Annotated in this window: 15 protein-coding genes; 9 read left to right on the forward strand and 6 right to left on the reverse strand. The window is 72.3% G+C overall.

Annotation, left to right across the window (positions count from 1 at the left end; translation table 11 throughout):
• Nucleotides 1-102: 102 nt before the first annotated feature.
• Both D7Y21_RS04010 and D7Y21_RS04015 read left to right on the forward strand, forming a co-directional pair.
• Entirely contained in the window at nt 103-1,347 is a 1,245-nt protein-coding gene (locus D7Y21_RS04010) for an exonuclease SbcCD subunit D (RefSeq protein ID WP_121711360.1), read from the forward strand.
• Nucleotides 1,344-5,267, forward strand: a complete 3,924-nt coding sequence (locus D7Y21_RS04015) for an AAA family ATPase (protein WP_121711362.1) — start codon at nt 1,344-1,346, stop codon at nt 5,265-5,267. The genes D7Y21_RS04010 and D7Y21_RS04015 overlap by 4 nt, the downstream gene beginning before the upstream one ends.
• A gap of 1 nt (nt 5,268) precedes the next feature.
• Here D7Y21_RS04015 and D7Y21_RS04020 read toward each other — a convergent pair whose 3' ends face one another.
• On the reverse strand, nt 5,269-6,216 hold the full coding sequence (locus D7Y21_RS04020; RefSeq protein WP_199735350.1) for a serine/threonine-protein kinase: 948 nt from the start codon (nt 6,214-6,216) through the stop codon (nt 5,269-5,271).
• Entirely contained in the window at nt 6,213-7,034 is an 822-nt protein-coding gene (locus tag D7Y21_RS04025; protein WP_233591434.1) for a TIGR02266 family protein, read from the reverse strand. The genes D7Y21_RS04020 and D7Y21_RS04025 overlap by 4 nt, the downstream gene beginning before the upstream one ends.
• Before the next feature lie 244 nt (nt 7,035-7,278).
• Here D7Y21_RS04025 and cglD point away from each other — a divergent pair, with 244 nt between their 5' ends.
• Nucleotides 7,279-10,701: an adventurous gliding motility lipoprotein CglD gene (gene cglD, locus D7Y21_RS04030; RefSeq protein ID WP_121711364.1), complete on the forward strand. Its 3,423-nt coding sequence runs from the start codon at nt 7,279-7,281 to the stop codon at nt 10,699-10,701.
• A gap of 123 nt (nt 10,702-10,824) precedes the next feature.
• On the opposite strand, the gene D7Y21_RS04035 is transcribed toward cglD, so the two are convergent.
• Nucleotides 10,825-12,588 (reverse strand): M14 family zinc carboxypeptidase, encoded by a 1,764-nt coding sequence (locus D7Y21_RS04035; RefSeq protein ID WP_121711366.1) that lies wholly within the window; start codon nt 12,586-12,588, stop codon nt 10,825-10,827.
• Between the two features lie 31 nt (nt 12,589-12,619).
• On the reverse strand, nt 12,620-13,555 hold the full coding sequence (locus tag D7Y21_RS04040) for an MBL fold metallo-hydrolase (protein ID WP_120562108.1): 936 nt from the start codon (nt 13,553-13,555) through the stop codon (nt 12,620-12,622).
• Nucleotides 13,556-13,724: 169 nt separating this feature from the next.
• Here D7Y21_RS04040 and D7Y21_RS04045 point away from each other — a divergent pair, with 169 nt between their 5' ends.
• Nucleotides 13,725-15,038, forward strand: coding sequence for a sensor histidine kinase (locus tag D7Y21_RS04045; RefSeq protein WP_121711368.1), 1,314 nt, complete (start codon nt 13,725-13,727; stop codon nt 15,036-15,038).
• Nucleotides 15,035-16,441: a sigma-54 dependent transcriptional regulator gene (locus tag D7Y21_RS04050; RefSeq protein WP_121711370.1), complete on the forward strand. Its 1,407-nt coding sequence runs from the start codon at nt 15,035-15,037 to the stop codon at nt 16,439-16,441. The genes D7Y21_RS04045 and D7Y21_RS04050 overlap by 4 nt, the downstream gene beginning before the upstream one ends.
• A gap of 6 nt (nt 16,442-16,447) precedes the next feature.
• Here D7Y21_RS04050 and D7Y21_RS04055 read toward each other — a convergent pair whose 3' ends face one another.
• Nucleotides 16,448-16,912, reverse strand: coding sequence for a tetratricopeptide repeat protein (locus tag D7Y21_RS04055; RefSeq protein WP_120562105.1), 465 nt, complete (start codon nt 16,910-16,912; stop codon nt 16,448-16,450).
• A gap of 120 nt (nt 16,913-17,032) precedes the next feature.
• Here D7Y21_RS04055 and D7Y21_RS04060 point away from each other — a divergent pair, with 120 nt between their 5' ends.
• Together D7Y21_RS04060 and D7Y21_RS04065 are read left to right on the forward strand one after the other, a co-directional pair.
• Nucleotides 17,033-17,611, forward strand: a complete 579-nt coding sequence (locus tag D7Y21_RS04060) for a hypothetical protein (RefSeq protein WP_120622871.1) — start codon at nt 17,033-17,035, stop codon at nt 17,609-17,611.
• Nucleotides 17,612-17,626: 15 nt separating this feature from the next.
• Nucleotides 17,627-18,202: an RNA polymerase sigma factor gene (locus D7Y21_RS04065; protein ID WP_120562103.1), complete on the forward strand. Its 576-nt coding sequence runs from the start codon at nt 17,627-17,629 to the stop codon at nt 18,200-18,202.
• Between the two features lie 9 nt (nt 18,203-18,211).
• Here D7Y21_RS04065 and D7Y21_RS04070 read toward each other — a convergent pair whose 3' ends face one another.
• Nucleotides 18,212-20,263, reverse strand: coding sequence for a hypothetical protein (locus tag D7Y21_RS04070; protein ID WP_121711372.1), 2,052 nt, complete (start codon nt 20,261-20,263; stop codon nt 18,212-18,214).
• 296 nt (nt 20,264-20,559) lie between these two features.
• Between D7Y21_RS04070 and D7Y21_RS04075 the strand changes: the two genes are divergently transcribed.
• Both D7Y21_RS04075 and D7Y21_RS04080 read left to right on the forward strand, forming a co-directional pair.
• Entirely contained in the window at nt 20,560-23,028 is a 2,469-nt protein-coding gene (locus tag D7Y21_RS04075) for a heavy metal translocating P-type ATPase (protein WP_121711374.1), read from the forward strand.
• Nucleotides 23,029-23,135: 107 nt separating this feature from the next.
• Nucleotides 23,136-23,549 carry a four-helix bundle copper-binding protein gene (locus D7Y21_RS04080; protein ID WP_120562590.1) on the forward strand — a complete coding sequence of 138 codons (414 nt, stop codon included), beginning with the start codon at nt 23,136-23,138 and terminating at the stop codon, nt 23,547-23,549.
• The last annotated feature ends 11 nt before the right edge of the window (nt 23,550-23,560 follow it).

Consider the following 23,560-nt stretch of genomic DNA (forward strand, 5'->3'; position numbering starts at 1 on the left):
GGGTAAGGGAGCGGGGGCTCGCCGCTTGGAGTCGGGGATGGGACCGGGGGAGGCTGCCCGGCCCGCACCCGCCACCGGGCCACGAGGGAGGGTGAACGCCGGATGCGCCTGCTGCACACGTCGGACTGGCACCTGGGCCACACGCTGTATGACGTCTCACGCGAAGTGGAGCACGCCGCGTTCCTGACGTGGCTGTTGGACACGCTGGAGTCCCAGGAGGTGGATGCGCTCCTGGTGGCCGGGGACATCTTCGACACGGCCAACCCCAGCGCGGAGGCGCAGGCGGCCTGGTACCACTTCATCGCGCGCGCCCGTCGCACGCTGCCGAAGCTGGACGTGGTGGTGGTGGGCGGCAACCACGACTCCGCCGCTCGCCTGGACGCGCCGGATCCGCTGTTCCACGCCCTGGGTGTGCGCGTGGTGGGCGGCCTGCCGCGCCACCGGGGTGGACTGGAGATGGAGCGGCTGGTGGTGCCGGTGCACGACGCGCGCGGGAAGGTGGGCGCGTGGGTGGCGGCGGTGCCGTACCTGCGGCCCTCGGACCTGCCGTCCGTGCCGGACAGTGAAGGGGACAGGTTGGTGGAGGGCGTGCGCTCCGTGTACGCGGAGGTGCTGGACGCGGCGCGCAGGCGTCGCCGGTCCGGGCAGGCGCTGGTGGCCATGGGCCATTGCTACATGACGGGCTCGGAGCTGTCGGAGCTGAGCGAGCGGAAGATTCTCGGCGGCAACCAGCATGCGCTGCCGGTGGAGCTGTTCCCGGAGGACGTCGCGTACGCGGCGCTGGGGCACCTGCACAAGGCGCAGCGCGTGGGTGGCCGCGAGGGCGTGCGCTACAGCGGCTCTCCGCTGCCGCTGTCGCTGTCGGAGGCGCACTACCGGCATCAGGTGCTGGTGCTGGACGTGGAGGACGGGGCGCTGACGCAGGTGCGCCCGCTGTCGGTGCCGCGCACCACGGACATGATGCGGGTGCCCGCGCGGGACGCGGCGCCGCTGTCGGAGGTGCTGGAACTGCTCGCGGCGCTGCCCGCGTACGAGGCGGAGGCTCCGGAGTCGATGCGGCCGTACCTGGAGGTCTGCGTGTCGCTGCCCCGGCCGGAGCCGGCGCTGCGTCACAAGGTGGAGAAGGCGCTGGAAGGGCGGGCGGCGCGGCTGGTGAAGCTGACGCCCTTCTACACGGGCACGGGCGGGGCGCTGGCGGACGTGCGGCCGGGGTTGTCGCTGCGAGAGCGCACTCCGGAGGACGTGTTCCTCGCCCGGTATGCGCGGGACTTCAAGGAGGCGCCCTCGCCGGGGTTGCTGGAGTCGTTCCACGCGCTGCTCACGCAGGTGCAGGAGGACGCGTCGTGAAGATTCTCGCGATTCGCGGCAGCAACCTCACGAGCTTCGCGGGGGACTTCGCGCTGGAGCTGGACCGGGCGCCGCTGGACCGGCTGGGGCTGTTCGCCATCTCCGGCGCGACGGGGGCGGGGAAGAGCACGCTGCTGGATGCGCTGTGCCTGGCGCTGTTCGACCGCACGCCCCGGCTGGGCGGGCCCAGCAAGGTGCTGGTGGGCCGGGCGGACGAGGACGAGGAGGCGCGCCTGTCCGCGTACGACGTGCGCGGCATGCTGCGGCGCGGGGCGGGCAAGGGCCACGCGGAGGTGGACTTCCTGGGCAAGGACGGGCGGCGCTACCGGGCGCGGTGGAATGTGTGGCGTGCTCGCGAACGCGCGGAAGGGCGCTTCCGGCCGCAGGAGCTGAGCCTGACGGACGTGGCCTCGGGGCAGCTGTTCGGCCGCACCAAGGGCGAGGTGCTCCACGCGATCCAAGAGCGGCTGGGGCTGTCGTTTGATCAGTTCCGGCGCTCGGCGCTGCTGGCGCAGGGGGAGTTCGCGGCGTTCCTGCGCGCGGACGCGAACGAGCGCGCGGAGCTGCTGGAGCGGATGACGGGCACGGAGGTGTACAGCCGCCTGTCCATCGCCGCGCACGAGAAGAACGCGAAGGAGCAGGAGGAGCTGAAGCGGCTGTCGCTGGGGCTCGCGGCCATCGCGCTGATGTCGGACGCGGATCGCGAGGGCGTGCGCGCCCAGCTGGGCGAGGAGGAGGCGGCGCGGGTCCGCGAGGAGACGCGGTCGCGCGAGGCGGAAGCGGCCCGGTCCTGGTACGCGCAGCGCGCGGAGTTCGTGGGGCAGGAGCAGCAGGCCGAAGGCGCGGTGGCCCGGGCGGAGTCGGAGCGGGAGGCGGCGGCGCCTCGCGAGGCGCTGCTGGAGTCGGTGCGCGCGGCGGAGGGCTTCCGCGCGGTGGTGTCCGCGGTGGAGGCCGCGGAGCAGGGCTGCGTGAGGGCGGAGGCCGAGCAGCTGGAGCGGGCCTCGCAGGCGGAAGCGGCGCTCGCGGCGGCGGCGGCGCAGCGGCAGGTGCGGATGCAGGCGGAGGCCGCGCGGGCGGCGGCGCTGGAGGCGGAGGCGTCGGTGCGTCCGGCGCTGGAGGAGGCCGCGACCCTGGACACGCGCCGCGCGGAGGCGGAGCGCGAGGCCCGTGAGGCCGCGGAGCTGGCGACGCAGGCGAAGGCCGCGGAAGCGTCGGCTCGCGATGCGCTGGCGCTGGTGCAGACGGCGGAAGCGAAGGCCCAGGTGCTGGTGGACGCGGCCGAAGCGTGGCGCACGTCGCATGCGAGCTGGGAGTCCCTGGCCACGGAGTGGCCCCGCTGGCAGCGCGAACTGGAGCGCTTCGCGGGAGCGCTGAAGGACGAACAGTCGGCGGGCGCGGACGCGGACCGGCTGGGGAAGGACGCGGACCGCCTGGGCAACGAGGCCCAGGCTCGCCGCGAGGAGCACCAGGGCGCGGTCGAGTCGGAAGCGCAGGCGCAGGCCCTGGCGACGCACGCGGAAGCCGCGCTGGGCGAGGATGGCGGCGCGGCGCGGCGGGCGCTCCGGGATGCGCTGCTGTCGCGACAGGACGCGCTGGGGGCCCTGGCGCTCGCGGGTGAAGGCGCTCGGGCGGAGGGCACGGCGGAAGGTGATGCGGCGGCGGAGGTGAAGGCGCACCGCGAGGTCTCCTTGCGCGCGGCGGAGGAGGCGAAGGACGCGGCGGCGCGGCGGGCGACGCAGGAGGCGATGCTCCACGAGGCGCGCCGTGCGCAGTCGCGCGCGGAGGCGACGCAGGGGTTGGCCTCGCACCGGGCCGCGCTGCATGAAGGTGAGCCGTGTCCACTGTGCGGCGCGCTCGAACATCCGTATGCCCGGGAGGCTTCCGCGCTGGAAGGGCTGGTCGCGGAGGCCTCGGCCCGGGTGCTGGAGCTGGAGTCGGCGCGCGATGCCGCGGCGAAGCAGGAGAGCGCGGCGAGCGTGCGGCAGGCGACCGCGGACACGGCCGCGACCCAGGCCGAAGCCCGGCGCGACACGGCGGCCCGCAAGCGCACCGTGCATCGTGATGCCTGGCGCGCGGCTCGCGAGCGGTGGGCCCGCGTGGCGCTTCCGGGGGAGGACACGGCAACACTGGCGGATGCGAAGGCATCGTCACGCGTTGCGAACGCGGAAGCCGGGCGCTCAAGTCCGGCGGATGCGAAGGCGGCCGCTCGCGGGCAGATGGAGCACGCCGCACAGGATGCCCGTGCCGCTGCATCACCCCCTGAGGACGCTGAGGACTCCACCGCGCAGGCATGGATCCGTTCCGCTCAGGAGGACGTGCGCGCGCGGCTCGCGACCCTTCGTGACGAAGAGGCTTCCGCGGAAGCCCGCGCCAGTGCCGCTCGCGAGGCCCGGGCCCTGCTGGAGACCCGGCGCACCCGGCGCGAAGGCGCGGCCGATGCCCTTCGCAAGGCCGAGGACGCTCAGTCCCGCGCGTCCCAGTCCCACCGGGATGCACTGCTTCGCCGGGACACCGCCCGCGATGCCCGCGAGCGCGCCCTCACCGAGGTGTCCCCTCCGTTCGCCAGCGAGGAGGTCACCTGGAAGGACAAGCTCGCCGCGGACCCCGCGCGCTTCCAGGGCCAGTGCCTGGCGCGCGTGACGAAGTGGCGCGAGAAGCTCGCGGAGCTGGAGACCTCGCGCAAGCGCCTGGAGGAGCAACAGGGCCTGCGTGCCCGTGAAGAAGTCCGCTTCCAGTCCCGGCACGAGGACGCGGAGACCGCCGCCCACCGCGCGGGCCTCAAGGACGCGGCCTTCCTGGATGCGTCCAGGGCGCGCGCCCGGCTGCTCCAGGGCCGCCCCACGCAGGAGGTGCGCGCGGAGGTCCAGGCGCGCATCGACGCCGCCCAGTCCACCTACGAGCGCGCCCGCGAGGACTCCGAAGCCCTCCAGCAGGCGGAGAAGGTGGCCACCGCCCGCGCCGAGGACGCCGTGCGCCTGCGCACCGAGGCCGCCCGCGCGCTCGACAGCGCCCAGGCCGTCCTCGCGGAACGCCTCGCCGGTCACGGCACCACCCTGGAGCAGCTCAAGGCCCTGCTGTCGCGCGGCGCCGCCTGGTGCGACTCGGAGGCCCGCGCGCTCAACACCCTGCGCGAGTCCGTGGCCCAGGCCCGCGCCGTCCTCGGGGAGCGCCGCGAGCGCCGCGTCCGCCATGAGGCCTCCGGGCTTCCCTCTCTCGCGGAAGGGGACGTCGCGGAGCTCTGCGAACGCCTGCGCACCGACGTGGAGGTGCGCAGCCGCGCCGAGGCCCTGCTGCGCGCGAAGCTGGACACCGACGACACCGCCCGCGCTCGCCATGGCGCGGAGGCCCGGGCCCTGGAGCTTCGCCGCGCCGACGCGGAGGTGTGGAAGACGCTGGGCGACCTCATCGGTTCGCACGACGGAAAGAAGTTCAAGGTCTTCGCCCAGAGCCTCACCCTGGACGCGCTGCTGCTGCACGCCAACGCGCACCTGCGCGAGCTGGCCCGCCGCTACCGCCTGGAGCGCGTGCCCGGCCACGACCTGGACCTCCAGGTGGTGGACGGCGACATGGGCGACGAGGTCCGCAGCGTGGCCAGCCTCTCCGGCGGCGAGAGCTTCCTCGTGTCGCTCGCGCTCGCGCTGGGCCTGGCCTCGCTGTCGTCGGAGACGACGCAGGTGGAGACCCTCTTCATCGACGAGGGCTTCGGCACGCTCGACCCGGAGACGCTGGAGGTCGCGCTCGCCACGCTCGACGCGCTCCAGGCCACCGGCCGCCAGGTGGGCATCATCTCCCACGTGAGCGGGCTCGCCGAGCGCATCGGCGTGCAGGTGCGCGTGGTGAAGCAGGGCGGCGGCCGCAGCAAGCTCGTCGTCGAGGGCGACGCGGGGATGGTCGTGCCCTCGGATCAGCAGGTGGCGTAGCTCAGCCCGTCACCGGCTCCGCGCCCATCAGGCCGCGCACCACCGCGGCCACGGCCAGCGGCGTCGCCACGCGGTCGTCGCTCAGCGCCGCCAGCGCCCGCGCGAACTGCTCCGCGGAGGAGAAGCGCTGCGACGGGTGCGGCGCGAGCGCCCGGTCCAACACCAGCGCCAGCGGATCCGACACCTCCGGCGCCACCATGCGCACGGGCGTCAACCGCAGGCCCCGGATGGAGGCCTCCACCTCCTCGGCCGTCCCTTCTGCATAGGGCGACTCCAGGGACAGCAGCTCGTACAGCAGCACCGCCGCCGCCCACAGGTCCACCGCCACGGAGACCTCGCCCGCCAGGAGCTCCGGTGAGCGGTAGTTCTGCTTGCCCACCCGCCGCAGGTCCACCTCCAGGCCCGCGCGCGAGCGGGCCACGCCGAAGTCCGCCAGCTTCACCTCTCCGCCGCGCGACAAGAGCACGTTGTGCGGAGACACATCGCAGTGAACCAGCGCCAGCGGCAGGCCCTTGGAGTTGGTGGCCTTGTGCGCGTACGCCAGCGCCTCCAGCACGTGGCGCACCATCATCACGGAGATGTCGATGGGCAATTCGATGCGCCGGCGCCGGCACTGCGCCAGCACGCGCCCCAGGTCCGTGCCGTCCACCAGCTCCAGCGCCAGGTAGGGCCCGTCCGCCAGCTCGCCGTACTCCCGGAAGCCCACGATGTGCGGATGGTCCAGGCACCGCGCCAGCTCCCCCTCGTGCAGGAGCTGCTCGCGCGCCTCCGGGTCCCGCAGGCGCTCCGGTCGCACGCGCTTGAGGGCCATCTCCTCCCCCGCATACGGCCCCTGGAGCATCCGCGCGCGGAACACCTCCGCGTTGCCGCCGCGCCCCAGCCGCGACAGCAGCTGGAAGCGGCCCAGGTCGCGCGGCCACTCGGGTGTCTTGCCTTCCTCCAACGTCACGCCTTCTCTCCGGCCAGGCTCGCCAGGTACCCGTCCAGCGTCGCCGAGAAGGTGGCGTCGTCGCTCAGGAAGGCAAGCCCCACGCCCCCGGTGTACTGCTCGTCCACCACGTGCACCACCAGCGCCTCGCCCTGCAGCCGCTGGCCGTTGGGCAGCTTCACGTCCACGGTGACGACGCTGTCCTGCGGCGGGCGGTGCGCCGTGCGCACGAAGAGTCCTCCGTTGCTGATGTTCAGCGCGTGCTCGCGCACGAAGTCCAGCTCCGTGCGGAACTCCATCTCCAGCTTCACCGCGAAGCGCCGGGCGCGGCGCTGGGATTCATCACCAGAGGGTGCGGGTGATGGCGCGGGGGACGGCGCGGGCGGATCCGACGGCGATGACTCCTCGGACGGTCCGGTCTCCGGCGCGACCCCGCCTCCGGTGGGAGCGGCCTGGGGCGCGGGCGGTGCCTCGGATGGCGGCGGAGCCTTCGGCGTGGACGGGGCGGGCAGGGGACCTCGCGCGGACAGGGCCTCCAGGTGCTGCCGCAGCTCCTGCGCGGCCTGCGTGCGCTCATTGCCGGCGAAGGGCGTGCCGCCCGACAGCGTGCGCGAGCGCAGCGCGTCCCGCTCCGCCTTGGGCAGCCGCCACAGCTCCACGAACGTGCCGCCGCTCTTGCGAACCTCCTCGCCCAGCCGCTCCACCGCCGCGCGCGGATAACCGGGCACCTCCACCTTCACCTCCAGCGCGCCGGCCTCGTCGCGAAACGCCACCACGAGCTGCATCGACTGCGCGGACGGCAAAAGCGCGCCCAGGCCCTCCACGACGGCTGCCGCCATCTCAGGCGAAGCCGCTTCCCCCCATACCGCCGCAAGACCGAACACAGGCACGGGGCGGACGATAACCGAGCCCGCCTGGCCTCCGTAAAGACAGTGCAGCCGGAAACAGGCGACAGAGGTGAACGCCGAGTTTACGAATCGTGATTCCACCTCCGTCCCAGGGCGCACCTACATCGGAATCAGGCGCGCATCCCTCTATGCTGAGTCAATTCTCCGTCCCCCCTTCCCGGAGTGCTGACCCGTTATGCGCAATTGGATCCGACTCTTCTCCGGCACACTGCTTGCCGCCACGCTCATGGCGGGCTGCGGCGGCAGTGACCCGGACCCCGGCCCTGATGATCCCACCCCCACCAACGACGGAGGTCCCGGCGGCGACGACGCCGGCTCCGACGCCGGCTCCGACGCGGGCTTCGACGCCGGCTATGTCGAGGACGCGGGCGTCATCATCGACCCGGACCCCGACCCCGGTGAGGTCCCCGTCAACCCGTATGATCCGGACAACGCCACGAAGGACTCGGACTGCGACGGCCTGACGGACCAGGAGGAGTTCTCCACGGTCTACGCCGGCGGCCTGAAGACGCACCCCGGCCGGCGCGACACGGACGGCGACGGCATCCGTGACGGCGTGGAGGTGGGCCGCACGAGCAGCGTGAACCCCGCGTGCTCGTTCTACGCGGACCAGGACCCCACCACGCGCACCTCGCCGGTGAAGGCGGACACGGACGACGACGGGCTGCCGGACGGCCTGGAGGACGCCAACCGCAACGGCAAGCGCGACCTCACGGAGACGGACCCCAACACGGCGGACTCCGACGGTGACGGCATCGCGGACGGCGTGGAGGACGCGAACAAGAACGGCTCGGTGAGCCCCGGCGAGACCGACCCCCGCCTGCGCGACACCGACGGCGACGGCCTGCCGGACGGCCTGGAGAAGCAGTCGGGCACGGATCCGCTCAAGCCCGACTCGGACGGCGACACCTGTTCGGACGGCGCCGAGGACGTGAACAAGAACGGCAAGGTGGATCCGGGCGAGACGGATCCGCGCAAGGCGGACTGCAACGCGGCCGTCCCCGACGCGGACTTCGACGGCATCCCGGACTCCGTCGAGGTCGCCACCGGCACCAATCCGAACAACGCCGACACGGACGGCGACGGCGTGGCGGACGGCGTGGAGGACACGAACAAGAACGGCCGCGTGGACTCCGGTGAGACCGACCCGCGCCTGACCGACACCGACTGCGACGGGCTCCAGGACGGCGCCGGCCGCAACGGCTTCCTCGGTGAGGACCCCAACTCCAACGGCCAGGTGGACCCCGGCGAGACGGACCCCACCAACCCGGACACCGACGGTGACGGTCTGCTCGACGGCGTGGAGCGCGGCGTGACCACGGCCGCGGCCCCCCCGAGCGCTGGCTGCAACTACGTGGGCGACGCGGACCCGACGACGAAGACGGACCCCAACAAGGCGGACACCGACGGCGACGGCATCCCCGACGGCGCGGAGGACTCCAACCAGAACGGTAAGGTGGACCCCGGCGAGCTCAACCCGCTGGACCCCAAGGACGGCGCGGGCACCACGCCCGCGGGCAAGGCGTGCAGCGTGCAGAACCTGCGCACGGTGACCTTCAAGGAGGACAGCGGCGCGGACATCCGGCTCGCGCTGCCCAACACCTTCAAGGCCGCCAACCTCCTCAACCTGAAGGCCAACGGCCAGACCGTGGGCGTGATGGGCTATGACGACACGAAGCAGGTGACGTTCATCGCCTACAAGCGCGGCCAGGTGGGCTCGTCCTCCACGCCTTCGACGGACGAGTCGGGCATCCGCACCGGCACGGCGCTCCTGTCTCCGGCGGACGTGGAGTTCACGCAGACGTTCACCACCTGGGACGGCTTCCCCGCGGCGGTCTCCCGCTACGCGCTCGCCGGCACGACGGAGCTGAAGGCGTTCACCAACTCGCTGGCGCGCCAGCTGGTGCCCAACAGCACGGAGACGCTCGGCGGTACGGCGGGCATCAACGGCCCGTTCAAGATCCAGGCGCAGTACGTGCACCGCTCCAACCAGAGCGTCGTGGTGGTGCTCGCCATCACGCCGGCGGCCCGCTACAACGAGGCGGGCAGCATCTTCACCACGGCGGACACGGCGGGCGGCTCCGCGCTGGCGCAGTTCGGAGACGCGGACGCGGTGCAGTGCGAGGTCTTCACCGGCAACACGGCCGTGGTGGACTTCCTCTTCGTGGTGGACGACTCCGGTTCCATGGCGTCGTCGCAGACGTCGCTGGCGAACGCGGGCACGGCGGTGGCCAACAAGCTGGGCAACGCGACGCTGGACTGGCGCGTGTCCATGGTGACCACCAGCTACACGGTGGGCAACAGCGCCAACCGCAACGTCATCCGCCCCTTCACCACCAACATCGACCAGTTCAAGGCGTGGCTGACCCAGAACGCGGTGTGCAACAACAACGTGTGCGCGGTGAAGGGTGGCACCACCCAGAACCCCACGTACACGCCGCTGCCCAACACCACCTGTACGGCCAACACCAACTGCTGGGTGGCCCTGGGCGGTGACGGCAGCGAGCGTCCGCTGGAGGCCGCTCGCAAGGCCATCAACGACATGGCCGCGTCCACGGGCGGCCCGGAGACGAAGATCCGTCCGGGCGCCAAGGTGGTGGTGGTCATCCTCACGGACGTGAAGGACCAGTCCACGGACACGGTGGCCAACTACTCCGCGTACTTCCTCAACAGCGGCACCACGGCCGGCACCACGAGCAACCCCACGGGCCAGCGCATCCAGGTGCACGGCATCATCTGCCCGCCGGACGGCGGCCAGTGCTACTCGGGTGAGGACAACACGAACCCGCGCCACCTGGAGGTCATCCAGGCCACGGGCGGCGTGTCCGGCAGCATCCGGGACAACACCTCCATCACCAACACCATCAACGCCATCGTGGACAGCGTCATCGCGTCGGTGGGTTACCGCACGCTCAAGCCGCCGATTGGCGCGTCGCTGAAGGTCGCGGTGGAGGCGGTGGTGGATCCGGGCATCTGCCCGAGCATCGGGGACCTGCCGCGCAGCCGCACCAACGGCTTCGACGTGGACGGCATCAACCGCACCGTGTCCTTCTACGGCGCCTGCCGTCCGAAGGAGTCCGGCAAGACGCAGGCGGCGCTGTCGTACCGCTACTGGATCGACCGCACGGCCAAGGCGGACGGCAACCCGCCTCCGTGCGCGTCCGACACGACGTACTACGACCCGAACGACCCGGACTTCTGCAAGGGCAAGCTCGCCTGCAACCGCACCACGGACAAGTGCGAGTGCCCGGCGGACTGCGGTGACACGGCGCCCCCGGGAAAGGTGTGCAACACGGACCGCGCGGTGTGTGACTTCACCTGCGCCCAGGACTGCGGCGGCACGTGCGGCACCTTCGAGACGTGCAACACGGGCACCTGCTCGTGCAGTTGCGTGCAGTCCGCGACCTGCGCGGCGGGCTACAAGTTCGACAACAACGCCTGCGGCTGCGTCTGCGACACGGGCGCGCTCAACTGCGGCAACGCCTTCGGCGCCAACGCGGAGCTGTGCGCCTGCGTCTGCAAGTCGGACTGCGGCGGCTGCGCGCCGGGCTTCACCTGCAACGTCAGCTCATGCGTCTGCGAGAAGCCCATCGGCTAGGCCGGAATGAAAACGCGCTCCCGGTGCCTCATGGACCGGGAGCGCGGCGCTGAATCCGAAGCCCCCGCTCCGCGACGCCCCCTCAGGGGGGAAGCGGGCCGGGGGCTTCTTCTTTCCCCAGGATTACTTCGCGGCCAGATTCGGAGGCGCGCTGGCGGCGCGGTACACGGGGTAGAGGCCCAGGCGCTCGTCCCAGGTCGGGTGGCGCTCGGCGAAGAAGCGCAGGCGGGCGCGCGGGTCCTTGGCGAAGCCCGCGTCCTTCAGGCGCTCCTGGAACGCGGCCTTCACGCCAGCGTCCTTCGCCAGCAGCTCCCGGGCGTAGGGCTCCAGCACGTAGTCCTCGATGTACTCCTTCTGCTCGAAGTGGGCGTTGAAGAAGCCCCACGTGAGCAGCGAGTCCGGCCCCGCGGGCTCGAAGAGGTGCGCCACCAACTGCACGTTCTTCTGCGCCACCGGCACGTAGAGCGTCCCCACGGGCAGGTCCTGCGTGTCCGGCTTCCACTCACCCTTCGCGGTGAGGCCCTGGTGGCCTTCGTTGGTGCGCACCTGGAACTGGAAGTCCTTCGAGTGGAACGACTCCACCTTCGCCGCGGGCACCGCGCGGGTGAGGCGCTGGAACGCGATGCCGTGCGCGGCCAGCTTCGGCGCGACCCACGCGGCGTGCGCGGCGGACACCAGGTAGCCGCCCTCGGGCAGCTTCGCGGTGAGGGCGGGCTCCACGTCCGGCAGGTACGGCACCTTCCACGTCTGGGGCTGCGTGTCGTCGTAGCGGATGTACGGCTGGCCGGAGATGTCCGACGGCAGGCGCTCATAGGCGTAGCCCTTGAACGCAATGGCCTCGCGCTTGGACGTGTTCTTCCAGCCGAGCACCACTTCGCGCACCTGACCGGCCACGGCCTTCTGGTCCTCCGTCTTCACGGCGGCCTGGAGCGCGGCGCCGTCGCGGGCCACGAGCTTCAGGAGGCCCTCCAGCACGTCGCGGGTGGCCTTCACGCGCTCGGCGTAGTTCTTCCAGGAGTGCGTCTCCACGAGCACGCCGAAGCGGTGGTGGACGGACCAGAAGGCATGGCTGAAGCGCGGCGGGGGGACGCCGTAGGCGAAGCCGCTCGTGGGGTCGTCGTCCACGATGAAGGACGGGTAGAAGCGCAGCGGCTGGTGCCCCTGGGCGGTGAGGCCGGTGAAGAGCTCGTCCACCAGCTTCGTGCCCAGCTCGCGCAGCGCGAGCGGGCCGGACTTCTGGGGCTCCAGGCCCACGGACACGTCGGGTTCGAACTTCGCGCCGTCGGTGACGTGCAGGTCCACGTAGACGAGCGGGTCCCACGCGTTGAGGTACTTCAAGAGCAGCACCATCTCCGGCGCGTCCGCCTTCACGTAGTCGCGGTTGAGGTTGAGGTTCTGGGCGGTGACGCGGAAGCCCATCTCCTCCGGGCCCACCTGGTTGGGGCGGTGGTTGGGGTTGAAGCGCTCGTGGCCGTCCACGTTGAAGACGGGGACGAAGACGGCGGTGACGCCCTTGAGCAGGTCCGGCACGGACGCCCGGTTCTGGAGCGCGTCACGCAAGAGCCAGTAGCCCGCGTCCTTGCCGTCGATTTCACCCGCGTGGATGCCGCCCTGGAAGAAGACGACGGGCCGCCCCTTCTTGCGCGCCGCGTCCGCGGTGAGCGTGCCGTCCTGGCTGACGACGAGCGCCACCATGGGGCGGCCCTCCGGCGTGGTGCCCAGCGTGTCGCAGCGGGCCTTGCCGGGGAACGCCTTGGGGAAGGCGCGGCAGAGGCTCTCTGCTTCCGCGTAGCGGCCGGTGCGCTTCCAGCCGCTCTGCTCGGAGACGGTGGTGAGTGGGGGTGGGGCCTGCGTGAGGACCAGGGCGGCGAGGGTGGGCAGGAGCATGCCCGCTTGAGACCACAAGCCCCGCCAGCGCTCAACCGTGCCGCACGGTGTGTGTACCGCCCACGGGCAGCACGTGCACGCGGTCGCGCGGCCAGCCCCGGCGCAGCCACTCCGCGTCCAGGCGGGCGGGCGGCTCGTCCAAGGGCTCGTCCGTGAGCTTGAACGTGCCCCAGTGCATGGCGAAGAAGGCCATCGCGCCCAGGTCCTCGAAGGCCTGCACCGCCTCCTCCGGGTTCATGTGCTGCAGCCGCATGAACCACGCGGGGTCGTAGGCGCCAATGGGCAGGAGCGCCGCGTCCAGCTTGGGGAACCTGGCGCCAATCTCCTTGAAGCCCTGGAAGTAGGCGGTGTCGCCGGAGTGGTAGACACGCGCGCTCGAGCCCTCCACCACGAAGCCGCCCCAGAGCATCTGGTTGGCGTCGTGCAGGCCGCGGCGGCTCCAGTGCTGGGACGGCACGTAGTGCACGCGCACGGGCCCCACCTGCGTGGACTCCCACCAGTCCAGCTCATGGAAGGGCAGGCCCTGGCCCTGGAACACCGGCGCGTGGCCCAGGCCGGTGACGATGCGGGCGCCCACCTGCTTGAGCGTGGGCAGGTCCAGGTGGTCGTAGTGGTTGTGGGACACCAGGCTCGCGTCGATGCGCGGCAGCTTCTCCACCGGCACGCCGGGCGGCACGTTGCGGCGGATGATGACGTTGATGGAGTCGCGCAGCACCGGGTCGATGAGCAGCGACACGCCATCCAGCTGCACCAGCCAGCTCGCGTGGCCCAGCCACGTCAGGCGGGCGCCCTCTCCCGGGGCGGGCGGGGTGGCGAGCACCGCCAGGTCCGGCTCCACGTGTGGCACGACCGCGCGCGCGGGCGCGCTGCGGCGCTTGCCCGCGAGCTTGTCCGTGACGGCCCACTTGAAGACGCGGGTGAAGGCCTGCGGTCCGCTGCCATCCAGGTTCTTGAAGCGCATCGCCATGAGTGGCTCCTGGCAACGGGTGTCCCCCAAGGATGGGCCCGCGCCGCCTCGGGCGAGTCATGCTCGGCCGGAGGGGAGGGGCGCAAGGGGAATGCGGCCTGGACCGCCTGGGGAGGACATGCGGAGGGCGCGGGCGAAAAGGGGCGCGCGCCGTATAAGAGGGCTTCCCATGGGACCTGTCTCCGGCACCACGACCCGCAGGGTGTTGCTCGCGTTCGGCGCGCTGGTGGCGCTGTTCGCGGCGGCGTCGGGCTATGCGCTCGGCCGGCTGGCGGACATCCACGAGGGCACGCGTGCGCTGCGCGAGGTGGGCGGCCGCGCACGGGAGGCGCGTGAGCTGGCCACGGCGGTGAGGGACCAGTACGCGCACCTGGCGCACACCATCATCCTGGGCAACGACAGCCACCGGCGCTTCCACACCGAGGCCCGCGCCCGCGTGGAGGCGCTGACGCGGCGGCTTTCGGAGCACGCGCGCGACGCGGACGAGCGAGCGGCGGTGGCGGACATCCAGGCGTCGGGCGACGCGCTGGACACGCTCTACCGGGACACGCTGCTGCCCGCGGTGATGGCGAAGGACGCGGGCGCGGTGGAGGCCGCGCATGGGCGGGCGCTGGAGTGGGTGTCGCGCATCCAGGCGCGGGTGGACGCGCTGACGGCGGACTCGGACGCGTCCATGGACGCCTTCGAGTCGCACGTGGGCGCGGTGGAGCGCGACAGCTTCCGCTGGGCGCTCTTGCTGTTGGGCGGGGCCACGCTGTTCGCGGCCGGGGTGGGCGTGTACATCGGCAACGCGGTGGCGCGGCTCGTCCAGCACGAGAAGCTGGCGGGCATTGGCCGGCTGGCGGCGGGCGTGGCGCATGAAATCAACAACCCGCTGGGTGTCATCCTCGGGTACGTGCGGCTGTTGCAGCGGCGGGCGGAGGGCTCGCTCGCGGAGGACCTGCGCGTGGTGGAGGAGGAGGCGGTGCGCTGCCAGGACATCGTGGAGGGGCTGCTGGACCTGGCGCGTCCGGGCCGCGGGCCGCGGGAGCCGGTGGCGCTGCGCGATGCGTGCGAGGAGGTCGTCTCCCGCCTGCGTGAGGCCACGCGCCTGGGCACCGTGACCGTGGACGTGCACGGCGAGGGCACCGCGTGGGCGCAGGCGCCCCGGCTGCGGCAGGTGCTGCTCAACCTGGTGAAGAACGCGGCGGAGGCCGCGGGCGAGGAGGGAAGGGTGGAGGTGCGCATCGCGGTGGACGCGGACGGGAGCGCTCGCGTGGCGGTATCGGACTCGGGGCCCGGGGTGACGCCGGAAGCGCGGGCGCGGCTGTTCGAGCCCTTCTTCACCACGAAGCCCTCTGGCACGGGGCTGGGGCTCGCGGTGAGCCAGGCCATCGCGGAGGCGCACGGCGGCCGCATCGACGTGGACACCGGGGCCCTGGGCGGCGCGCGCTTCACGCTGTCCCTGCCCGTGCCGTCGCGTGAACAGGAGGCGGCGGCATGAGCGGCGCGAAGCCCTCGGTCCTCGTCGTGGACGACAAGGAGAACATGCTCAAGCTGTTCGCGCGCATCCTCGGGGACGCGTACGCGGTGACGACCGCGCCCGACGGGGTGCAGGCGCTGGCCCTGGTCTCCGCGCGCACGTTCGACGTGGTCGTCACGGACATCCAGATGCCGGGCGCGGACGGCTTCACGGTGCTGCGCGAAGTGAAGCGGCGCGCGCCGGAGACGGAGGTCGTCCTCGTCACCGCCTACGCGAGCATCCCCAAGGCCGTGGAGGCCATCAAGGACGGCGCGTACGACTACCTGTCCAAGCCCTTCGACCCGGACGAGGTGGCCCTGGTGGTTGCCCGCGCCCTGGAGCGCCAGCGCCAGCGTCGCGACGCACAGGGACTCGCCGCCCGCGTGGCGCGCATGCCGGACTTCCACGGCCTGCGTGGCACCAGCCCTGCGTTGCAGAAGACGCACGCGCTGCTCGCGCAGGTGGCGGCGCGCGACCTTACCGTGGTGCTCACCGGTGAGACGGGCACCGGCAAGGAGCTGGCCGCCCGCGCGCTGCACCGCGAGAGCCCCCGCCGCGACAAGACCTTCGTCGCGGTGAACTGCGGCGCGCTGCCGGCGGAGCTGGTGGAGAGCGAGCTCTTCGGCCACGCGAAGGGCGCCTTCACCGGGGCGACGGGCGCGAAGGCCGGCCTCTTCGAGGAGGCCCACGGCGGCACGCTCTTCCTGGACGAAGTGGGCGACCTGCCGCTGCCCGTGCAGGTGAAGCTCAACCGAGCGCTCCAGGAGAAGGAGATCCGCCGCGTGGGCACCACCACGCCGGTGACGGTGGACGTGCGTGTAGTGGCGGCGACGCACCGGGACCTCGCTCAGGAGGTGGTGAAGGGCCGCTTCCGCGAGGACCTGTTCTACCGGCTGGGCGGCGTGACGGTGCGGATGCCGGCCCTGCGCGAGCGGCGCGAGGACATCCCGCTGCTCGCCATGCACTTCCTCACGGCCGCGAAACGGCCGGAGCTGGAGGGCTTCACGCCCCAGGCGCTCCAGGTGATCACCGGCGCGCCGTGGCCGGGCAACGTCCGCCAGCTCCAGAACGCGGTGGCGCGCGCGGCGGCGGTGGCGACCGGGCCGCGCATCACCCCGGAGGATCTGCCCCCGGAGCTGGGGGTGTCCGGTGCCCCCGCGCCTTCCGTGGCTCCGTCCGCGGAGGCCCTGGCGAAGCAGCCCTACCGTGAAGCGGTGGACCGTGTGCGCGATGCCGTGTCGCGCGACTACCTCACCGCGCTCATGCAGGAGTTCTCCGGCAACGTCACCCACGCGGCTGAGCGCGCGGGCATGGAGCGCGAGAGCCTGCACCGCCTGCTCAAGCGCTACGGCGTGCGCACGGAGGACTTCAAGCGCGGCGACTGAAGGCCCCTAGCGGGACGCGTGCTCCGCGAGGACCTTTTCCAGCTCCTGCGCCTGCGCCCGGACATCCTCGTCCGGGGACTTCGCGGCCCGGGCCGCGTGCGCGCGTGCCTGCGAGGGCTCCGTCTTCGCCAGCGCCATGGCCAGGGTCAGGTTCGCCTTGTCGTGGTCCGGCTGAGCGGCCAGGACGGGCTTGAGGATCTCCACTGCCCGTGCGTCCTGCTGCTGCTCCAGGTAGAGCATGGCCAGCGTGTAGGCCGGCTCCGCCGCCGTAGGCTCCCGGCGCAGGGCTTCTTCCAGGAGCGTCAGCGTGGCGACCCGCTGCTTGCGCTCGTCCAGCGCGTGCGCCAGCCCGGTGAGCTCCTCGATGGAGAGGTCCGCCTGCTTCCTCGCCCGGTCCACGAGGTTCAGGGCGCCCTGCGCGTCGTCGGCGCGCAACTGTTGGATTTCATCGAGGTACGCGTCGCTTCCCATGCAGTCCTCCAATGCGCCCTGCGGCGCTTTGAGCGCATTCTGCGTGACTTCGCGTGCGGATCCGCAACTTTGGATGGGCGGTTTCCGAAAAATCGAGAAGACTTCTCGCACAGGCCCCCCATGCAAATCCGCAACAAGCCCGTTCTCACGCCCCAGACCCAGGCGAAGGAAGCCCCCGCCACGCGTCCGGCCGCCCCCGCGGCCCGCAACGTGGTGAAGGACTCCTTCTCCTCCGGCACCGCCGCCACCCAGCGCACCGCCGCCATCTCCGGCGCGCCCGCGGGCGACCACGGCAAGCTGATGAACGAATACCTCACCGGTGCTCGCCCGCCCCCGGCGGACTTCGAGAAGGTGATGGGCTACAAGCCGTACAGCATCCAGACGCCCCACGGCCAGCGCATGCAGGACCCGCTCGGCTACGCCTCCGTCCCCGGCCAGATTGGCCCGGTGAAGGAGTTCGACAAGGCGGCCAAGACGCACGACTACGGCTATGACCTGCTGCGCTACTTCGAGAAGAAGGGCACGCCGCTGAAGCCCGAGGCGCGCAAGGCCGCCGACGCGCTGTTCCGCAAGGACATGTTCGACTACGCGAACGACCAGAAGGGCGTGCTGGACCGCTTCAAGTACCGCGCCTGGGCCCAGGTCTACGCCACCGCGGTGGAGCTGAACTCGCTGCGCCAGGGCAACGGCCCTCCGTAGTCACGAAGGAGTCGCATGGAGGCTGAAGGGCCAGACGCAGGGCTGCCCCCGGACCGCGAGGACGTGGTGGCGGCGCTCCTGGCCCATCAGCGCCGCTTCCTCGCCTTCGTGGAGCGGCGCGTGGGAAGCCGGGCCGTCGCGGAGGACCTCTTCCAGACGGCCTTCGCCCGCACCCTGGAGAAGGGCGGGGCGCTGAAGGACGGCGAGAGCGCGGTGGCGTGGTTCTACCGCCTGCTGCGCAACGCGCTGGTGGACCATCACCGCCGGCAGGCCGCGGAAGGACGCGCGCTGGAGGTGGAGGCGCGCGACGCGGACTCCGCCACCGTGGACCTGGAGCTGAAGGGCGCGGTGTGCGCGTGCCTCGCGGACCTGCTGCCCACGCTCAAGCCCGAGTACGCCCGGCTCGTGCGCCAGGTGGACCTGGAGGGGCGGGCGGTGCCGGACGTGGCGCGCGAGGTGGGCATCACCCCCAACAACGCGGGCGTGCGGCTGCACCGTGCGCGGCTCGCGCTCAAGCGTTCGCTGGAGCGCGGTTGCGGTGCGTGCGCGGCGCACGGCTGCCTGGACTGCTCCTGCAAGCCGCGCCGCTGAGGCGCCTGCTCAGGGGCAGGTCGCCGCGTCGTCGTTCCTGTCGATGTTCACGCCCCCCAGCGGGTCGCCCTGGAACACGCTCGCCGCCAGCGCGGTGGCCCGGCACGTGGGCAGCTTCGGGTTGTCCACGGCGGTGAAGGCCAGCGACACGCGCGCAAGCTCCGTCAGGCCGAAGTCCGTGAGCGCCGTGTTGCCCTGGAGGTTGAAGAAGTCCACCTCTCGCAGCCGCGCCAGGTCGCCCAGGTTCGTCAGCGCGGCGTTCCCCAGCACCTCAAGGTTGCTCAGCCGGGTCAGCTGGTGGAGTCCCTCCAGGGACGTCAGCGCCGTGTTGCCCACGAGGGACACCGTGGTCGCGTTGCCCAGGGAAGGCAGGTGGTGCACGCGCTGAAGCTTTTCGTTGTACTTCACGAAGAAGCCCCCGGTCACGTACGACAGCGAGGGCATGTCCCCCACGCTCAAGAGCCCCTGGTTGCCCTGGATGTGGATGCGGCCCGCGTAGGAGAGCCGCTCGAGCCCCGTCGTGTCCGTCAGCCGGGGGTTGCCGGAGATGAGCAGCTCCCCCACGGAGACGAGCTGGGCCAGCGGGTGGAGCACCTCCATCACCGGGTTGTCCCTCAGCTGCAGGGCGCCCCCCACGTCCGTCAGGCGCTCCAGGCCGGAGGGGCCGCCCAGCGCGGCGTTGTTCGTGATGCGCACCTCCCCGTGGACCTGGGTCAGCTGGCTGAAGGGCGTCCGGTCCATCCGGAGGTGGTTCTCGATGATGAGCGACCCGCGGAGCACGGTGACGTACGGAAGCAGGCCGGGATCCACCAGCGCGTTGTTCGCGCGCAGGGAGATGCTGTCCACGGGCTGCACCGCCGCCAGTCCCTCCAGCGTGGGGAGCATGGGGTTGTCCTCCACCAGGAGGCTGCGCTCGACCTGCACCATGGTGTCCGGCGCCGTGCCCAGCGTGAGCGCGTCCAGCCGGGCATTGGAGCTCACCGCCACAATGCCGCCCACGAAGCGCAGGGCGGGCATGGACAGCCGCCGCAGGCTGGCGTTGCCCCGCACGGTGAGGCTCTTCTCGATGACCGCCAGCGAGGGGAGGGACGCGTCGGTGAGCGTGGGCGCGGAGATGATCAGCTCGCCCCGCAGGTGGGTGACACCCTCGAGCGCGACCAGGTCCACGGGGCTCGTCACCGCGAAGTCCCCGTCGTGCACGCGGGTGGCCTGACACACGTACACGGTCGCCGAGACGCCGTCGTGGTCCGGCTCGCCGTCGTGATCCAGGTCCTGGAACGCCTCCACGCTCGTGCCCCCGCGTGAGCAGTTCGGCCCCGCGGGCTCGGTCTGGTGGCGGAGCTTCAGCTCGGTCAGTTCCAGGCCACAGAAGTAGTGGGTGGCTTCGACCTCGGACATCGCGAGCGCCTTGTCACCGTCCAGGTCCGGGCCCGCCTCCAGGGCCGTGCCGCCGCTGTCGTCGCCGTCGCACGGTGCGGTGAAGGCCGCCAGCGAGCGCAGGCGCAACACGACGGGGGCTGGCTCGTCGCAGGCGTACACCTCCTGGGCAATCTCCTCGTCCTCCAGCAGCCCGTTGCCATTGGCGTCATGGCCGGCGTGCGACACCTGTCCGCCCAGGGAGCACCGCGCGCCCGGGCTCACCAGCCGCACGCGCAGGAGCACGTTGGCCACCGAGGTGGCGCAGACATACTCGGTGGCGGAGACCTCCGCGTCGTCGAGCTGCCCATTGCCGTCCTGGTCCAGGCCGGACTGCACCGCCTGTCCCCCCAGCGTGCAGTTCGCTCCGTGGGCCTCGGCCCGCGCGCGGGTGAGGACCTGGGGCAGGGCGGCGTCGCAGACGTAGTCGGTGGCGGTGACCTCCGCGTCGTCCAGCTCCCCGTCCCGGTCCCGGTCCAGGCCGGACTCCACCGCGTCCCCGCCGAACTCGCAGTGCTCGCCAGGAGGCTCCGGGCGCACCCGGGTCTTCGCGTCGCGCTGGGTGATGTCCGACAGGTCGATGGCATCACAGCCGCCGGCGAGGAGGGCCAGCACCGCCCCCCAGGTCACCCACATGCGTCGCATTCGATGCTCTCTCTGGTCGGGCCCCGACCTTGCTTCCATGACCATACGGAGCGAGCGGATTTTCCTGGCCGTTTCGCGCCGGGTCTACCGCGGCCGGACGCGCAAGCCCTCGGAACTCCAGGCCTCCGACGCCGCGTCCTACCGGAAAAGACCCCCCGGGCACAAACCCCCGGGCCCGCCTGGCGCCCTGCCCCCCAGTGGGCGGAGCGCGGGCGGCACGGGCTTCGGGAGGGAGGGTTACGCATGTGTAAGAGCGCGCCGGGTGCCGCGTTGGCCCGGGGAAAGGAGGCATCCCCATGACGCATCCCCACTCGCATTCCCCTGTCCCGCCTTCACCCCGGCCGCCCCCCGTGGGCGGGGAGGGGCCGGCCATCGACCCTGTGTGCGGCATGGAGGTGGACCCTCGCGCGCCCCGGGGTGGGAGCTGGGAGCACGAAGGCCACACCTGGTTCTTCTGCAACCCGAAGTGCCGCCAGCGCTTCCAGGAGGACCCCGCGCGGTTCCTCCAGCCCCAAACGCCGCCACCGCCCGCCACGCCGGGCGCCGTGTACGTGTGCCCCATGGATCCAGAGGTGCGGCAGGACGCGCCAGGGGCCTGCCCGAAGTGCGGCATGGCGCTGGAGCCCGAGGCGCCGCCCGCGCTCCAGACGCGCGTCGAGTACACCTGCCCCATGCACCCGGAGGTGGTGAGCGACGGGCCCGGCACCTGCCCGAAGTGCGGCATGGCGCTGGAGCCGCGCACGGTGACGGTGGAGGAGCCGCCGGACCCGGAGCTGCGTTCGATGACGCGAAGGTTCTGGGTAGGCCTGGTGCTGAGCGCGCCGCTGATGCTGCTGGGCATGTCGGACATGCTGCCGGTGAGGCACGGGCTGTCGCCCTCGGCGCTCGTGTGGGCGCAGTTCGCGCTGGCGACGCCGGTGGTGCTGTGGGTGGGGGCGCCGTTCTTCCAGCGGGGCTGGGCGTCGGTGAAGAACCGGCACCTGAACATGTTCACGCTCATCGCGCTGGGCGCGGGCGCGGCGTACGTCTTCAGCGTGGGCGTCACGCTGTTCCCGCACCTGTTGCCGGAAGGCGCGCGCACGGGGCACGGCGGCACCGTGCCCGTGTACTACGAGGCCGCCGCCATCATCCTCACGCTGGTGGCGCTGGGGCAGGTGCTGGAGCTGCGCGCTCGCCACGCGACGTCCGGCGCGCTGCGGGCCCTGTTGTCGTTGGCCCCCGCCACGGCGAGGCGCATCTCGGACGACGGCCACGAGGAGGACGCGCCGCTGTCCCAGGTGCACGCCGGATGGCGCCTGCGCGTGCGCCCTGGTGAGAAGGTGCCGGTGGACGGCGAGGTGCTGGAGGGCGCGAGCTCGGTGGATGAATCACTCGTCACCGGAGAGCCCGTGCCGGTGGAGAAGGGGCCGGGCGCGAAGGTGACGGGCGGCACGGTGAACGGCACGGGCACGCTCGTGATGCGCGCGGAGAGGGTGGGGCAGGACACGCTCCTGTCGCGCATCGTCCAGCGCGTGGCCGAGGCGCAGCGCACGCGCGCGCCCATCCAGCGGCTGGCGGACCGGGTGGCCGGCATCTTCGTGCCCGCGGTCATCGCGGTGGCGGTGGTGACGGCGGTGGTCTGGGGCGTGTGGGGCCCGGAGCCGAGGCTCGCGCACGCGCTGGTGAACGCGGTGGCGGTGCTCATCATCGCCTGCCCGTGCGCGCTGGGCCTGGCCACGCCCATGTCCGTGATGGTGGGGACGGGACAGGGCGCGCGCATGGGCGTGCTCATCCGGGACGCGGCGGCGCTGGAGCGGATGGCGGCGGTGGACACGCTGGTGGTGGACAAGACGGGCACGCTCACGGAGGGCAAGCCGCGGCTCGTGACGGTGGAGCCATCGCCGGGCGTCGTGGACGCATCCGCGCTGCTGCGCCAGGCCGCCAGCCTGGAGCGCGGCAGCGAACACCCGCTGGCCGCCGCCGTGGTCGCGGGCGCGAAGGAGCGAGGCGTGTCCCCCGGTGGCGTGGAGGACTTCCAGTCCGTGCCAGGGCAGGGCGTCCGGGGCCGCGTGGAAGGACGCGAGGTCGCGCTGGGCAACGCGGCGCTGATGCGGAGCCTGGGCGTGGAGGTGGAGGCGCTGACGGAGCGCGCGGAGGCGCTGCGCCAGGAGGGGCAGACGGTGGTGCTGGTGTCGGTGGACGGCCGCGCGGCGGGGCTCCTGGGCGTGGAGGATCCGCTGAAGCCGTCCACGCCGGAGGCCCTGGCGAGGCTGCGGGACGAAGGCCTGCGCGTGGTGATGCTCACCGGCGACAGCCCGACGACGGCGCACGCGGTGGCGCGCAGGCTGGGCATCACGGAGGTGATAGCGGGCGTGCAGCCGGACGCGAAGGGCGACGCGGTGAAGGCGCTGCAAGCCCAGGGGCGCGTGGTGGCCATGGCGGGCGACGGCGTGAATGACGCCCCGGCGCTGGCTCGGGCGGACGTGGGCATCGCCATGGGGACGGGCACGGACATCGCGATGGAGAGCGCGGGCGTGACGCTGGTGAAGGGCGACCTGCGAGGCATCGCCCGGGCGCGCGGGCTGAGCCAGGCCGTGCTGCGCAACATCCGGCAGAACCTCTTCTTCGCCTTCGTCTACAACCTGCTGGGAGTGCCGCTGGCGGCGGGCCTGCTGTACCCCGTCCTCGGGTTGCTCCTGAGCCCGCTGTTCGCGAGCGCGGCGATGAGCCTCTCGTCCGTGTCCGTCATCGGCAACGCCCTGCGGTTGCGACGACTGAAGCTCTAGGTCCGGAGGCAGCCGGCCAGCCGGCCGCGCGAGGCGCGATGGTGGCGTCCTCGCGCGTGCCCACCGTGAGTGAGGCCCGAAGCTCACTGGCCCGAAAGGAAGCCACCATGGCGAACGCCGAAGTGATGCGAGGCGACGACGCGATTCGGGAGTGCATCGACGACTGCACGGCCTGTCACCGCGTCTGCCTGGAGACCCTGGCGGACTGCCTGAAGCGGGGAGGCAGGCTCGCCGAGCCCGGCCACCTCCGGCTGCTGATGGACTGCGCGGACATCTGCGAGACGAGCGCGCGCTTCATGCTGCGCGGCTCGGACCTGCATTCGCGCACCTGCTTCGCCTGCGCGGAGGTGTGCGCCGCCTGCGCGACCGCCTGCGAGGAGCTGGGCAACGAGGGGCTGATGGCTGCCTGCGCGTACGCGTGCCGCCGCTGTGAGGAGTCCTGCCGGGGGATGAGCGGCGGGGTGATGCCCCAGCCCCTCAACCCGGAGGCCGCCCAACGCTTCGCCGACCTGCCCGCCTGAAGGGGGCGTGC

The sequence above is a fragment of the Corallococcus sp. AB045 genome (assembly GCF_003668895.1).
Taxonomy (GTDB): Bacteria; Myxococcota; Myxococcia; order Myxococcales; family Myxococcaceae; genus Corallococcus; species Corallococcus coralloides.

Coding starts and splice junctions, on each gene's coding strand:
- D7Y21_RS04010 (WP_121711360.1), top strand. CDS start 103: ATGCGCCTGCTGCACACGTCGGACTGGCACCTGGGCCACACGCTGTAT.
- D7Y21_RS04025 (WP_233591434.1), bottom strand. CDS start 7,034: ATGGCGGCAGCCGTCGTGGAGGGCCTGGGCGCGCTTTTGCCGTCCGCG.
- cglD (WP_121711364.1), top strand. CDS start 7,279: ATGCGCAATTGGATCCGACTCTTCTCCGGCACACTGCTTGCCGCCACG.
- D7Y21_RS04035 (WP_121711366.1), bottom strand. CDS start 12,588: ATGCTCCTGCCCACCCTCGCCGCCCTGGTCCTCACGCAGGCCCCACCC.
- D7Y21_RS04040 (WP_120562108.1), bottom strand. CDS start 13,555: ATGGCGATGCGCTTCAAGAACCTGGATGGCAGCGGACCGCAGGCCTTC.
- D7Y21_RS04045 (WP_121711368.1), top strand. CDS start 13,725: ATGGGACCTGTCTCCGGCACCACGACCCGCAGGGTGTTGCTCGCGTTC.
- D7Y21_RS04050 (WP_121711370.1), top strand. CDS start 15,035: ATGAGCGGCGCGAAGCCCTCGGTCCTCGTCGTGGACGACAAGGAGAAC.
- D7Y21_RS04055 (WP_120562105.1), bottom strand. CDS start 16,912: ATGGGAAGCGACGCGTACCTCGATGAAATCCAACAGTTGCGCGCCGAC.
- D7Y21_RS04060 (WP_120622871.1), top strand. CDS start 17,033: ATGCAAATCCGCAACAAGCCCGTTCTCACGCCCCAGACCCAGGCGAAG.
- D7Y21_RS04065 (WP_120562103.1), top strand. CDS start 17,627: ATGGAGGCTGAAGGGCCAGACGCAGGGCTGCCCCCGGACCGCGAGGAC.
- D7Y21_RS04070 (WP_121711372.1), bottom strand. CDS start 20,263: ATGCGACGCATGTGGGTGACCTGGGGGGCGGTGCTGGCCCTCCTCGCC.
- D7Y21_RS04075 (WP_121711374.1), top strand. CDS start 20,560: ATGACGCATCCCCACTCGCATTCCCCTGTCCCGCCTTCACCCCGGCCG.
- D7Y21_RS04080 (WP_120562590.1), top strand. CDS start 23,136: ATGGCGAACGCCGAAGTGATGCGAGGCGACGACGCGATTCGGGAGTGC.